General features: G+C 59.5%; 10 protein-coding genes. 5 read left to right on the forward strand and 5 right to left on the reverse strand.

The window, feature by feature from the left end:
• Nucleotides 1-14 precede the first annotated feature (14 nt).
• From GRH90_RS23260 to tldD, 3 genes are read left to right on the forward strand one after another with little or no spacing between them, the layout of a single operon-like run.
• Nucleotides 15-1,268: a thioredoxin family protein gene (locus GRH90_RS23260; protein WP_162368363.1), complete on the forward strand. Its 1,254-nt coding sequence runs from the start codon at nucleotides 15-17 to the stop codon at nucleotides 1,266-1,268.
• 27 nt (nucleotides 1,269-1,295) lie between these two features.
• On the forward strand, nucleotides 1,296-2,645 hold the full coding sequence (locus GRH90_RS23265; protein WP_246236211.1) for a TldD/PmbA family protein: 1,350 nt from the start codon (nucleotides 1,296-1,298) through the stop codon (nucleotides 2,643-2,645).
• A 17-nt stretch (nucleotides 2,646-2,662) separates the two neighbouring features.
• Nucleotides 2,663-4,120, forward strand: a complete 1,458-nt coding sequence (tldD, locus tag GRH90_RS23270) for a metalloprotease TldD (protein WP_162368365.1) — start codon at nucleotides 2,663-2,665, stop codon at nucleotides 4,118-4,120.
• A gap of 161 nt (nucleotides 4,121-4,281) precedes the next feature.
• Here the strand turns inward: tldD and GRH90_RS23275 are convergent, their stop codons facing one another.
• The 4 genes from GRH90_RS23275 to GRH90_RS23290 are packed head-to-tail and all read right to left on the reverse strand — an operon-like array spanning nucleotide 4,282 to nucleotide 7,898.
• Nucleotides 4,282-5,061, reverse strand: a complete 780-nt coding sequence (locus tag GRH90_RS23275) for a heme ABC transporter ATP-binding protein (protein WP_162368366.1) — start codon at nucleotides 5,059-5,061, stop codon at nucleotides 4,282-4,284.
• On the reverse strand, nucleotides 5,054-6,058 hold the full coding sequence (locus tag GRH90_RS23280) for a FecCD family ABC transporter permease (protein WP_162368367.1): 1,005 nt from the start codon (nucleotides 6,056-6,058) through the stop codon (nucleotides 5,054-5,056). Before GRH90_RS23280 ends, GRH90_RS23275 begins: the two co-directional genes overlap by 8 nt.
• Complete coding sequence (locus GRH90_RS23285; protein WP_162368368.1) at nucleotides 6,055-6,870, reverse strand: heme/hemin ABC transporter substrate-binding protein; 816 nt, start codon at nucleotides 6,868-6,870, stop codon at nucleotides 6,055-6,057. Before GRH90_RS23285 ends, GRH90_RS23280 begins: the two co-directional genes overlap by 4 nt.
• Nucleotides 6,867-7,898: a hemin-degrading factor gene (locus tag GRH90_RS23290; protein ID WP_162368369.1), complete on the reverse strand. Its 1,032-nt coding sequence runs from the start codon at nucleotides 7,896-7,898 to the stop codon at nucleotides 6,867-6,869. Before GRH90_RS23290 ends, GRH90_RS23285 begins: the two co-directional genes overlap by 4 nt.
• A gap of 544 nt (nucleotides 7,899-8,442) precedes the next feature.
• Between GRH90_RS23290 and GRH90_RS23295 the strand changes: the two genes are divergently transcribed.
• Complete coding sequence (locus GRH90_RS23295) at nucleotides 8,443-10,836, forward strand: TonB-dependent receptor domain-containing protein (RefSeq protein ID WP_162368370.1); 2,394 nt, start codon at nucleotides 8,443-8,445, stop codon at nucleotides 10,834-10,836.
• A 291-nt stretch (nucleotides 10,837-11,127) separates the two neighbouring features.
• On the opposite strand, the gene GRH90_RS23300 is transcribed toward GRH90_RS23295, so the two are convergent.
• On the reverse strand, nucleotides 11,128-11,475 hold the full coding sequence (locus GRH90_RS23300) for an ArsR/SmtB family transcription factor (protein WP_162368371.1): 348 nt from the start codon (nucleotides 11,473-11,475) through the stop codon (nucleotides 11,128-11,130).
• 375 nt (nucleotides 11,476-11,850) lie between these two features.
• Here GRH90_RS23300 and mqo point away from each other — a divergent pair, with 375 nt between their 5' ends.
• Entirely contained in the window at nucleotides 11,851-13,506 is a 1,656-nt protein-coding gene (gene mqo, locus GRH90_RS23305; protein WP_162368372.1) for a malate dehydrogenase (quinone), read from the forward strand.
• Nucleotides 13,507-13,528 lie beyond the last annotated feature (22 nt).

Consider the following 13,528-nt stretch of genomic DNA (forward strand, 5'->3'; position numbering starts at 1 on the left):
TTACAGGAATCCCTATGTTGAATAAACCAAACGAATTATCCGACGCCAGCTTTGATCGTTTCCTGGCCGAGGCGCGGCTACCGGTACTGGTGGACCTGTGGGCGCCATGGTGCGTGCCGTGCCGCACCATGGCGCCGATTATCGACAACCTGGCCAAAAACAGCGGCGGCAAGCTGCTGGTGGCCAAGATCGATGTGGAGAAATATCCGGCCATCATGGAGCGCTATGGCGTGCGCGGCATTCCTACCCTGCTGCTGTTCCGGGACACTGGAGAACCGGCGCGCCAGGTGGGCGCCTTATCCCTGGGCCAGCTTAACGCCTGGCTGGCAAATCACCAGGTGGATATGGTGTCGCAACCGCCGGTGCGGCAGGCCGAAGCGCTGGAATGGGCCAGTTTTTATGGCGATGAGGGGCTGCATGAATTTATTGCGCAACGGGTTATCGGGCATGCCGGGGCGGGGGATATCACCTTAGGCTTGGGCAGCTTTTGGATGGACGGCAAAGGTACCACGTCGGCGGCCATGGTGCATCAGCCCGACCCTCACGCCTTTGAGCGGATGACCGGGCTGCCGATTGCCCTCGGCCGGCTGATGGACCGCTGCGGTTATCTTAACGCCGGGCAGGTCGGCGGATTATTCGCGGCGCTGCGCGCCGGCAAGGATTACCGGCTGGTGCCGCAGCGGTTTATGCAGTGGTGGCTTGGCGAAGAGTCGGCGCCCTGGGCCGGTTACCTGCGGGATCCGCAGTTGGTGCGATTGCTGGCGCGGTGGCAGGCGTTATGCGCCGAACAGCTTGCGGGCCGGGAAATGGCGGCGGACGACTGGTCCGCCGTGGGCGGGGAGGCGGCATTGTTGCTGCAAAGCTATCAGCAACCGGACCGGCAACTGGAGAAAGTTATCGCCGCGCTGCTGCGGGATCTTTCGCCGGTGCCCGTTACCACCGAGGGCGATAAATGGGGCAATATCGCGCTCAACATCAATTGGGCGCAGTTCCAGCAGTTGGAAATCCTGTCGGGCTGGAGCGACGGGGATCGCGCCACGCCCGAGATCCGTATGGGCTGGTTTAAGGAAAAAGAGCGCCTAAGCCCGGCAGGCAAGCTTACCCAGGAGGAGATTACCCAGCTCAGGGCGGAGTGGCTGGAGCAAAACACGGAATTTTTCGCCAGGGAAAATGCCTTCCATCAAAACCTTGCGCGGCTCGCCCTGCCGGTGAGCGCGCGTATGCAGCAGGCATTAAACCGATTGCTGGCCGACGCGCCGGACTTTTGAACCATGACCTTTGACCAGGGGGCAGCTATGCCGAATAGCTTTGCGCACCGCCCGCAGCAACTGGCTGAATTAGCCGATAGCGTTATTACGCAGGCCATCCGGGAAGGCGCGTCCGATGCACAGGTGATTTTTTCCGAGAGCAACGGCCTGCTGATTGAAATGCGCCAGGGCCGGGTGCGGGCGCGCACCCGCGACGCGCAGTCCAGCATGTCGCTAACGGTTTACCGGGGACACCACCAGGGCACCACCAGCTCCACGGACTTTTCACCCGCGCGCCTGCGGGAAACCGTCCAGGCGGCGTGCCGGATTGCCGGTTATACCGGGGAAGATGAATTCACCGGGCTGGCGCCGGAGCAATACCTGTGCCCGGGGCCGCGCGAGCTCGATCTGTGGCATCCCTGGGATCTAGACGAGGCCGGCGCGCTGGCGCTGGCCCATCGCATCGAGTCCGGTATCGCGTCGGCGGGCAAGGACGTTGCCAGCGACGGGGCCTGGGTCCGTTCCGGACAATCCTGCTGGTATCTGATGAACAGCCGGGGTTTCGCCCAGGGCGATCGGCAAACCAATCACGGGATGAGCGCCAAGGCGCTGGCTAAAAAACCGGGGCGCAGCCAGCTGGATTTCTGGCATTCGCACTCTCACCTGGCGGCGTCGCTGATGACGCCGGAAGCCATAGGCCACCGGGCGGGGAGCGGGGCGCTGGCGGCCCTGGACAGCGCCCCGCTGGCCGGCAGCCGGCGCTGCCCGGTACTGTTCGATCCCAGCTGCGCCCTATCGCTGCTTGATCATCTGGTGCAGGCGGCCAGTGGCGCGGTGCTGTATCGCCAGAATAGTTTTCTTGCCGGACAGCTCGGCCGGGAGGTCTTCAGCGGGCATATCAGCATCGAGGAAGACCCGTTTGTGCCGCGGGGACTCGCCAGCCGGGCGTTCGACGGCGACGGCATCGGCGGCGCGGCGCGCCGAGTGGTGGACCACGGCCTGCTGGCGGGTTTTTTCCTGTCCGCCTATGCGGCGCGGCGCCTCGGGATGGCACCCACCGGCAACGCGTGGGGGCCGGGCAACCTGGCTTTATGCAGCAGCCATACCCGCGACGGCGATGATTTAACCGCCATGGTGAAAAAGCTCCATACCGGCCTGCTGGTCACCGCCTTCAGCGGCGGCGGACCGCGCCTGATAAGTGGTGATTATTCCCGCAGCCTGCGTGGTTATTGGGTGGAGGGCGGAGAAATTCGCCATGCCGTTGACGGCGTCACGGTGGCGGGCAACCTGGCGGATATGTTCCGCAATATCGCCGCCGTTGGCGCCGATCGTCTCACCCGGGGCGCGCTGACCAGCGGTTCTGTGTTAATCGACAGCCTGCAGGTGGCAGGACGCTAAGCCAGAGGAGTTTTACCATGAGTGAGAAATTAACCACAATCCACCTGGCGCCGGCAAAGCAGCTGTTGCTGGAACCGCACGGCATCAACGACGGCCAACTGCAGGACATTATGGATCAGGTGTTGGCGCACCGGGTGGATTACGCCGACCTTTATGTCCAGAGCCTGCGGCGGGAAAGCTGGTCAATGGAAAACGGCGTGGTGAATTTCGGTTCCTTCGACGTCGACCAGGGCTTCGGCCTGCGCGCGGTGGAGCATGACCAGACCGCGTTTGCCTACTCACAGCATATTGACCTGAAGCATTTGCAGGATGCCGCCCGTTCGGTAAAAACCATCGCGGTGCCGGGTCGGTTATCCCTGCCCGCGCCGGTTTCATCTCCCGCAGGCCGGCTGCATTTCATTGCCGCAGACCCCCTGTTAGCCTGCGACACGGCGGAAAAAATCGGCCTGCTGGAAAAAATCAACCGCATGACCCGGGCTGTCGATCCCCGGGTGGTCCAGGTGACGGCCAGCCTGGAGTTAACCCATTCGGTAAACTATGTCCTGCGCCACGACTTCCATCAGGCGGCAGATATCCGGCCGATGCTGGTCTTGCATGTCGGCGTGGTGGTTGAGCAACGTGGCATCAAAGAGACGGCCAATACCGGCATCGGCGGACGCGGCGATTTCGGCATGTTTAATGATGGCGCTTTGCAGGCCGCGCTGCGCGCCATGATCAATACGGCCCTGGTTAACCTGGAAGCGGTAGCCGCGCCATCCGGCGGCATGCCGGTGGTGATTGCCGCGGGCTGGCCGGGCATGTTGTTGCACGAAGCCATGGGACATGGCTTCGAGGGCGACTTTAACCGGCTGGGAACGTCGATCTATTCCGGAAGGATCGGCGAACGGGTGGCGCAGCCGGGCATCAATATCGTCGACGACGGTACCGTCGCGGGGCGCCGCGGGTCGCTGAACGTAGATGACGAGGGGCAGCCGGCGCAGTGCACCACGCTTATCGCGGACGGTATTCTCGAAGGCTACATGCACGACAGCCTGAGCGCGCGTCTGATGAAGCTGCCGCCCACCGGCAACGGCCGCCGCCAGTCCTATGCGCATTTGTCCATGCCGCGGATGACCAATACCTTTATGCGCGGCGGGCAATATGATCCGGGGGAAATTATCGCCTCGGTCAAACGCGGGTTATATCTGGCCGACCTGGGCAGCGGGCAGGTGGATATCGTCAGCGGGCAATATAGTTTCCAGACCGCCCTGGCGTACCTGATTGAGGACGGCAAAATCACCGCGCCGGTCAAAGGTGCCACCCTGACCGGCAACGGCCCGGAAACCCTGCAGCAAATTAGCATGGTCGGCAACGACCTGGCGCTGGATCGCGGCACCGCCGTGTGCGGCAAGGCGGGGCAAAACGTCCCGGTGTGCGTGGGGCAGCCGACGCTTAAGGTGGATAACCTGGTGGTGGGCGGCACCCGCCAGGGCTGACAATACGCGGTGGCGGTAATGTTCCGGCTATCGCCCCACCATTGTGGCCTGGTCGCCGCAGCGTTCAGCGCGCTGCGTTTGCGGGCGAAAACATCGTAGAGGGCCGGGCGCAGGGTTTGTGCGCGGGTCATCACCGGCGATACATGCCGTAGTGTTCCTGTTTAGCGCTTCAAGGAAATTTGCGGTACCCCATATTCCGCATGGGGCCGCACCACCAGATCCGCCTGATACCAGCGCGTCAGCTGCGCCTCGGTCAGCACCTCTGCCGGCGTGCCGGTTGCCACCAGCCGGCCTTCATGCAACAGCAAAATCCGATCGGACCACAGCGCCGCCAGGTTCAGGTCATGCAGTACGCAGCATACCGTCAGGCGGCCGGTCTGCGTGAGCTGACGCAGCACGCGCAGGATATGCTGCTGGTGATATAAATCCAGGGCGGAGGTGGGCTCATCCAGAAACAGCCAGCCGGCCGGACCGCCGTCCTGCCATAGCTGAGCCAGCGTGCGGGCCAGCTGCACCCGTTGCTGCTCGCCGCCCGACAGCCGGCGGAAATCGCGTTTGGCTAGGGAATCGCAGCCGGTAAATGCCATGATCTCCGCCACCCGATCGCGTGTCGGCTGCTGTTGCCACGGCGCGCGGCCCATGGCCACCACATCGGCAACGGTAAACGGAAAGGCCACGCTGCTTTGCTGGCGCATTACCGCGCGCAGCCGGGCCAGTTCGTTGGCCTGCCACTGTTGCAACGGGCGGCCTTGCAAGCGGCATTCCCCGGCGCTTGGCGTCAGATAGCCGGTTAGCAGGCGCATCAGGGTGGATTTACCGGCGCCGTTGGGGCCAATTAACGAGACCAGCTCACCGGGGGCCAGGGATAACGAGATATCCCGTAGCAGCTGCCGATGGGGCACGCGGTAGCCGACGCCTTCGGCGGTTAAGGTCTTATTCACTATCGACCCCGCGGCGGCGCAGGATAAGCCACAGGAACCACGGGCCGCCGATCAGGCTGGTCAGCAATCCCACCGGCATTTCCGCCGGCGCCACCGCCGTGCGGGCGATAGTATCCGCCAGCAGCAGCAGGGCGGCGCCGGCCAGGGTGGCGCCGGGCAGCAGCCAGCGATGGTCGGCGCCCAGGTACATGCGCACCAGATGCGGGATCACCAGCCCTACAAAGCCGATAATGCCGCTGACCGCCACCGACGCGGCCACCAGCAGCGCGCTGAGCATCAGCAAATGCCGCTGGGTGCGCTTCACGTCCACGCCAAGATAATGGGCCTCTTCGTCGCCCAGCTGCAGCAGGTTTAATCTGGTCGCCTGGCGCTGGACCAGCAGTGCGGCGGGCAGCACCAGGGATGCGCAGGCCAGTACCGTCGGCCATTGCGCCTGCCCCAGGCTGCCCATGCCCCATAATGACAGCTGCCGCAGCTGCCGGTCGTCGCTTATCCAGGACAGCACGCCTATAGCCGCGCCGCATAAGGTGTTAATGGCAATGCCCAGCAGCAGTAAACGCGACAGGGCGCTGTGGCCGGGACGGCCAAGGTTGAAAATGATAAGCGTAATCGACAGGCTACCGGCAAAGGCCGCCAGCATAGGGGAATAAAGCGCGAGCAGCGGCGGCAGTTGCAGGGACAGCACCACCGACAGGGCCACCGCCAGCGCCGCGCCGCTGCTGATGCCCAGCAGGCCGGGGTCGGCCAGCGGATTGCGAAACAACCCCTGCATCACGCCGCCGGACAGGGCCAGCGCCGCGCCGATAATCACCGCCAGCAGTACGCGCGGTAGCCGGATATGCCACCAGATATGCCACAGGGCCGCGTCGAAAGGCGTTTGCCACAGTCGTGCCAGCGATAGATGCATCGCGCCGATATTGACCGCCAGCGCGGCCAGCGCCAGCAGGACCAGCGCCAGCAACAGCAAAAAGCGGCCCGGCCGGACAGGATGGATCATGGCAGCGTTTCAGCGGTCTGGCGCAGGCGGGCAATGGCCGCCGGTGTTTCAATGCCAAAGCCGAGCAACGCCATATCATCCAGTACCAGCAGCCGCTTGGCCTTGCCCGCCGGCGTTAAGGACAGCCCCGGCAATGCCCAGACCTTATCCTCGCCGCCCAGGGTTTTTACCCCGTCGGTGGTGATCAGCACCAGATCCGGCGCACTGCCGATAACCCCTTCCTGCGACAGCGGTTGATAATGCTTAAAGCCCTGCATGGCATTTTGCAAGCCGGCGCTGCGGATGGCCGCATCGGCCGCGGTATCCTGGCCGGCGGCCATGGTGGTCATGCCGCTATGGTTGAAGATAAACAGCACTTTTACCGGTAACGGCGTGGCGGGGATCGCCGCCATCTGGCGGCGGATGTCCGCTCGCAGCGCATCGCCCTGCGCCTGCCTGCCCAGCGCCGTGGCGATCAGGGTGATTTTACTGTCGATGGTGGCGATATCCGGCGCGCCGGGTACGGTGACTACCCTGACGCCGTTATCGGCTACCTGCTGCAGCGCCACCGACGGCTTTGACCGATCGCTGGCCAGCACCATCGTCGGACGCATGGCCAGGATGCCTTCGGCATTCAGCATGCGCATATATCCCACGTCGGGCAAGGCGTTGGCCTCGGCCGGATGCAGGCTGGTACTGTCACGCGCCACCAGCTGGCTGCCCGCGCCGAGGGCGTAAACGATTTCCGTCACGTCGCCGCCGATACTGACCACACGCGTTTGCGCCAGCACGGAGAACGGCAGGGCCAGCAGCATGATTAGCCATCTTTTCATGCCGGTACGCCTTTTTGTGTCAGAAAAGCAATTTGCCTGCGCCATTCGGTTTGCTCGGGCTGGCCTTCGGTGCGCTGGCCGAACAGCTGGGCGATTTGGGTGCCGTCGTGCGCAAACAGTTCCAGGCTGGTGACCATGCCGTCGCGGGTTGGTTTACGCGTCACCCAGGTTTCGGCAATCGCCTCCTCAACCAAATGCAGCGTGAACTGGCGATTAAAGATATTGATCCATTTTTCCATCGGCACCACTTTCTCGATGATCCCGGTATAAATCTGCACACAGCCGCGATTGCCGACAAAGATCATGATCTCGTTGCCATCCTTAAGCGCCGTATGCAACAGCTCGTTTAACGCCCGGTTATCTACCTGGCGGGCCAGATCATCGCCCACGGCGCGAAACGCCTGTTGCCGGGTAATACCGTGGCGCTTGAGCAAGGGGAAGAACTGATGCACATCGGTCATGGCGCGCCAATCGAGATCAATACGCTGATGGTCCGTATCGGCGCTGGGCCCCGGGGTCACCGCCGCCGTCAGCGTCAACGCTGGATTGCCCTCGATGGCAAAGCGGGCGAGCAGCCGATCCCAGGCTGCCCGCCCGGTGTGTTCGGTAATATAAATCTTCAGCACCGCGTCACCCTGGTAATCGAATATCTGCACGCTTTGGCTTTCGCCGCGCGGCCCCTGTTCGATTAGCGCAAAGGCGCAGTACCACTGGCCGACGAACAGGCGCAAATCCAGGGCGCGCGGATTTAATATCAATCCGGCGTGTTCGCCAAGGCGCAGATTATCGTAACGGCCGATCTGCTCATGCACCGCATATTCATTGCGGGTAATGGATTTGGTCTCGCCGACGGCGGCCAGCGCCTCCAGCAGCGCGGGCATATCGCCGTTCAGGCGCAGCGCGTCATGGCCGACCCTGGCCCAGGCCAGTTCCGCTTCGCTGATGTTCATTAACTGCGCCAGTTCCCGGGCATATTTTTTGGGGTGTTGCTGTTTTAGCTCTAAATAGCGCTGATAATGCTCGTTCATTTATGGTTCCTTTTTTTCACTATGCCAACGGTATCTGTACGGTATCCTTTCACTGTATATGCGCCATGCCGGGTGAAAGCCCCCAGGTAAAAAATTCGCATGCCGTTAATGGTAAAAATGCCGCCGCTATGGTTTAAACCGATAATTGTGTAAATCAATCACGGTGAAACAGTTGCAAATATAACTTAAAAATGTATAAAGATGATAATGATTTCTGTTATCGTAAGCGTTATCGTTATCATATTAAGATATGTATCTTTTTTTAGCCACAACGTATTAAGGGATATGCGACCACGCCAGCAAGCGTCACAAACCTAGAATCGCTAAATAGCCATATACATAATGAGGTTATGGCCGGTGTCCGGCTGGGCGCAGAATCTGACTTATATAAATGGTAGCTAATAATACCGCTTATTTCGGTAGGGTCTTCTGAAGGTAAATTAAGAAAATTTAATAATAAAAATAATTGGGATTATATATCCATACTAATACCCCGGCAATGATTGAGCATTAACTAATAATTTGACAGGCTTGAGGCTATATTATGTCCACTAACAAAAGGCGGAAAGTGCCTTTTAATGCCCTTATTTTGACCACGCTTTTTACCTTGCCGACCTTGCATGCCGGTGCCGTGGAAAACAGCGTTTCCCCGGGAACCGTTGATAATGACGCCAAAGCACAGACAGCCAAGGAACCGTCTGCCGTAGAGGATGTGATAAAGGTTAACGCGCCCCGACTGGTCACAAAGGCCGGCACCACCACCCATATCAGCGCCGGCGATATGCAGCGCCAGGGCGGCAATGATTTCGGCACCATTATGCGCTACCAGCCGTTAATCAGCGCCACCGGCTCCAGCGCCGGTTCGTCGTCGGGGAAAAGTGGTTTCGATCGCAGCGGTTATACCGGCTATAACATTCGTGGACTGGAAAGCAACCGGGTCTCCATCGATGTGGACGGCATTCCGTTGCCCAACGCCACCGGGCGCGCCTACGCCAGCCGCGCCGGCTTGGGGACCTTCGGTATCGGCCGCGACTATATCGATCCCTATATGTACGGCCAGGTGGATATCGCCTCCGGCGCCACGCCCACCGATCATGCCAACAGCTCCATCGGCGGCGCGGTATCTTTCCTGCCCAAGTCCCCGGATGATTACCTGACCTATAAAAAGAATACCTATTTTGGTTATCAAAGCGATTATGATTCGTCCAATCGCAGCTGGCACAACGGTATTACCGCGGCGGCTGGCGACGAGGAACTGCGCGGCCTGATCGTGATAAGCCGCCGGGACGGGCAGGAAACCCGCACCAATAGCGACAGCGCCGGTGCCTTCCCGGCCAACTGGCATTCCACCGCCATCATGACCAGCGGCATCTGGCAGCCCAATGAAGAGCATCAGTTTACCGGTACGCTGGAGTATTACGATAAGACCAACCATACCCATTTTGATACCTGGAATACCGCCGGCAGCAGTGTCATCGGCACGTCGCAGCAGCAAAGCGATACCCGCCGCTGGAGCGCGAGCGTGAAGGACCGCTGGACGCCGCTGGATTTGGGTTGGGTGGACCAGTTGGATACCCAGCTTTACTACCAGAACGCCGAGGCCCACGACAACACCGATATGCCGTTGACCACCGCCACGCGTGAGCGGGTACAGTCGGATTACAATGTCGATACCTGGGGTTTTGAAACCCGATTGTTAAAAACCATTGGCATCCATGCGCTGAGTTTTGGCCTGAATGCGCGGGAATCGCAAACCGAGCGGCCGTTCGCGCAATATCCGGCGCCGAGCATCTACAACACCATCATGCAGCCCGAGGCCGACAGCCGGACTTATACCTTGGGCGGTTATGCCCAGGACACCATGAGCTTCGACCTGGCCGGGCATGGCTTTGCCATCGTGCCCGGGGTGCGGGCCGTCTACCAGAACAGCAAACCGACCAACGTGTCGAGCCTGGCCTCCGGCAGCTCCGCGTTAACCACGGACGAGGTGGAAGCCCTGTACGGCAAGACCAACAGCGATACCCAGATACTGCCGTCCCTGAGCTTCCTGTATGACATCACCCCGTCCCTGACCACCTACCTGCAATACAAACGCGGCGCGCAGTTCCCCGACGCCAGCCAATTGTATGGCTCGTGGAATCTCGGCTCAACCTACGCCGGCAGCCAACAGTATGCCCTGATCGGCAACAGCGACCTGAAAACCGAAACCAGCAATAACTTTGAATGGGGCCTGAAAGGAGAAGTCACCCCAGGGGTAACCTTCAACGGCGCCCTGTTCTACAACACCTATAAAAACTTTATTGCCAATACCCGTTATACACGCAGCGCCAATCCCGGGGAATTCACCAATGTGCCCAGCAATATTTATATTGCCTATAAAGCGGAGAACCGCGACAAGGCGTATATCTACGGCGGCGAATTCAGCAGCAAGTTTAATTTCGGCACCTGGTTCGAATCGGTTAACGGTTTAAGCGCCACCGTGGCGTTCGGTTATAATAAAGGCAAGTCAAAGTCCAGCTATATGGGCGACGACTATGTTGATTTAGACAGCGTGGCGCCGATGAAAGCGATTGTGGGCGTTGCCTGGGACGATCCGGCCAAACGTTATGGCACCGCGCTGACCTCGACCTTCCAGAAAGGCAAAAAAGCCACGGCCACCAACCGTCAAAGCTATACCAATAGCGGGACCGAACTGACCGACTCCACGACGGAATATATGCGTATCCCCGGTTATGGGCTGGTGGATCTCACCGCCTATTGGCAAGTGGCTAAAAACGTCAAGCTCAGCGGCGGCGTCTATAACCTGACCGATCGCAAATATTGGGATTATCTCAGCAGCCGGCAGTTGACCAGCGTCACCCAGCAGGATTTCGCTAATCAAGCGCTGGCCGTCGAGCCGGGCCGCTCGTTCCAGCTTGGCGTGAACGTTGATTTCTGACCTACGGCCATAACGCCTCGCCCCTGCGGGCGCGACGTGATGGCCGGATCGCGGTCCCGGCCATCGCCGGCCGGCGTGCGATGATTATCGTTATCACAACTATCCCCCGGGCCGGCGCGGAATTCATCCACGCCCGCCACCCGGTAATCGACGGTCAGCCTAGGCGCGCGCCGATCCGCGGCCGGTCCGGCGGCCACGGGCTGGGCCTACGTTGCGCATTCGTCGCAGCAGGGCGCGGCGGCTGATGGGACGGGCTTATCATTTATGCCCGTCAGGCTGCGGATAATCATCTTATTCGCCCCCCGCCGGCGGCAAAAGCCGGTCGTTTAATCCGCAACAGGCAACGTCCTGCCGGATGTCGACCATGATACTGTCGACCATGGCCAGCAGTTCACCGATCCGATCGCCGGCCAGGGCGTAATAACAGTATTTTCCTTCCTGGCGTTTGTTTATCACGCCGCAGCCGCGCAGACAGGCTAAATGCTGGGAAATATTCGACTGTCCGCCGCCGATGCGGGCGACCAGCTCGCCGACCGTCATCTCTTTTTCCTGCAACGCGTTCAGGATGCCCAGGCGGGTTCGGTCGGCGAACCCGCGCAGCAACTTCACTTTGACATCCAGGATATCCGTGGTCGGCATGGCGGCCCCAACATATCAACAGTGACTATATGAAAACATATTAATACCAGCTAATATGATGTGGCAAGCGAAATAGCTAATGCGCCTCCGAGGCCGCCGCTGCGGCAATAGCGGCGCTCAAGTAAACCCTGCTGCCTGATAATTCTCCGCTTGAAAGATTAATACCTTCATATTAATCATAAAAAAAGTTATAGTAATATTATTAATAAGTAAAACATTGTTATTAATATGGATTTAAACAAAAGGATCCCGCCGCTAAGAGGATCGCATTACCCATTTTACGTACCACCCGTAACGATCCGCCATTCGTATGTGCTGTGAGCACTTCCAATCATTGTACGTCCGCGTACATCAAGTCTGAGATATCGTATTTGCATGAAAAAGCTATTGATTCCTCTTATCTGCCTTAATTTTATCATTCCCGTGCAGCAGACGTTTGCCGCAGACGAAGACACCAAACCGGTCGATGTACTGTTGATTGGCGGCGGCATCATGAGTTCTACCCTAGGCGTCTGGCTCAATGAGCTGGAACCGGACTGGAAGATGACCATGGTTGAGCGCCTGGATGGCGTGGCGCAGGAGAGTTCCAATGGATGGAATAATGCCGGCACCGGCCATTCCGCCCTGGCGGAAATGAATTACACCCCTGAAAAAGCGAATGGTGATATCGATATCGGTAAAGCCGTTGAAATCAATGAAGGTTTCCAAATATCGCGCCAGTTCTGGTCCTGGCAGGTGAAAACCGGCGTGTTGAAGAACCCGCGTTCCTTTATTAACTCCACGCCGCATATGAGCTTCGTCTGGGGCGATGAAAACGTTGATTACCTGCACAAGCGTTATGACGCGTTGCAGAAAAGCACCCTGTTCCAGGGTATGCAATATTCCCAGGATCCCGCGCGGATTAAGCAATGGATCCCGCTGGTGATGGAGGGACGCGACCCGGCGCAAAAAGTGGCCGCCACCTGGATGCCGATCGGCACCGATGTTAACTTTGGTGAAATCACGCGCCAGTATGTGGGCGCGCTGCAGCAAAAACCTGGTTTTACCCTTAATCTTTCCACCGAAGTCCGCGAGCTGAAGCGCAACCCGGACAACACCTGGCATGTGACCGTGGCCGATTTGAAGGCCGGCGGTAAAGAGCGCGCCATTGATGCGCGCTTTGTGTTTATCGGCGCCGGCGGCGCGGCGCTGCACCTGCTGCAGAAATCCGGCATTCCGGAAGCGGATGACTTTGCCGGTTTCCCGGTAGGCGGATCGTTCCTGGTCACGGAAAATCCGGCCGTCACCGAACGTCATCTGGCCAAGGTCTACGGCAAAGCCTCGGTCGGCTCGCCGCCGATGTCGGTTCCCCATTTGGATACCCGCGTGCTGGACGGTAAACGTGTTCTGCTGTTTGGGCCCTTCGCCACGTTTTCCACAAAATTCCTGAAACAGGGTTCGCTGTGGGATCTGGTGAAAAGCACCAATTATCATAATATCCTGCCGATGATGCACGTCGGCATCGATGAGTTCTCGCTGGTGCAATACCTGGCCGGCCAGTTAATGCTGTCCGATGACGATCGTTTTGCGGCGCTGAAGGAATACTTCCCTGATGCCAAAAAAGAAGACTGGCGTTTATGGCAGGCCGGCCAGCGCGTGCAGATCATCAAGCGGGATGAGGAAAAGGGCGGCGTACTGCGTTTGGGCACTGAAATCGTCAGTGATAAACAGGGCACCATTGCGGCGCTGCTGGGCGCGTCACCGGGAGCTTCCACCGCGGCGCCGATCATGATGCAGCTGTTGCAAAAGGTATTTAAGGATCGGGTGGCGACACCGGCCTGGCAGGAAAAACTGCATCAGATGATCCCCACCTATGGCAAACCCCTTAACGGCGACCCGGCGCTGACCGAGCAGGAATGGCAATACTCCAGCCGGATGCTGCAACTCGATCCACCGCCGGCGATTGACGGCGCCAAAACCCGGGGCAATACCCTGCCGTCTGCTAAACCTGACGAGCAGCACCGTAGCTCCGAGGCCGATATCGCCCTTTAAGCCGGGACTGTACATCCGGCCG

Source organism: Acerihabitans arboris (assembly GCF_010131535.1).
Lineage (GTDB): Bacteria > Pseudomonadota > Gammaproteobacteria > Enterobacterales > Enterobacteriaceae > Acerihabitans > Acerihabitans arboris.

Excerpts from the sequence above, each read along its gene's own strand:
- GRH90_RS23280 (WP_162368367.1), bottom strand. The coding sequence starts at position 6,058 with ATGATCCATCCTGTCCGGCCGGGCCGCTTTTTGCTGTTGCTGGCGCTG.
- GRH90_RS23260 (WP_162368363.1), top strand. The coding sequence starts at position 15 with ATGTTGAATAAACCAAACGAATTATCCGACGCCAGCTTTGATCGTTTC.
- tldD (WP_162368365.1), top strand. The coding sequence starts at position 2,663 with ATGAGTGAGAAATTAACCACAATCCACCTGGCGCCGGCAAAGCAGCTG.
- GRH90_RS23265 (WP_246236211.1), top strand. The coding sequence starts at position 1,296 with ATGCCGAATAGCTTTGCGCACCGCCCGCAGCAACTGGCTGAATTAGCC.
- GRH90_RS23295 (WP_162368370.1), top strand. The coding sequence starts at position 8,443 with ATGTCCACTAACAAAAGGCGGAAAGTGCCTTTTAATGCCCTTATTTTG.
- GRH90_RS23290 (WP_162368369.1), bottom strand. The coding sequence starts at position 7,898 with ATGAACGAGCATTATCAGCGCTATTTAGAGCTAAAACAGCAACACCCC.
- mqo (WP_162368372.1), top strand. The coding sequence starts at position 11,851 with ATGAAAAAGCTATTGATTCCTCTTATCTGCCTTAATTTTATCATTCCC.
- GRH90_RS23285 (WP_162368368.1), bottom strand. The coding sequence starts at position 6,870 with ATGAAAAGATGGCTAATCATGCTGCTGGCCCTGCCGTTCTCCGTGCTG.
- GRH90_RS23300 (WP_162368371.1), bottom strand. The coding sequence starts at position 11,475 with ATGCCGACCACGGATATCCTGGATGTCAAAGTGAAGTTGCTGCGCGGG.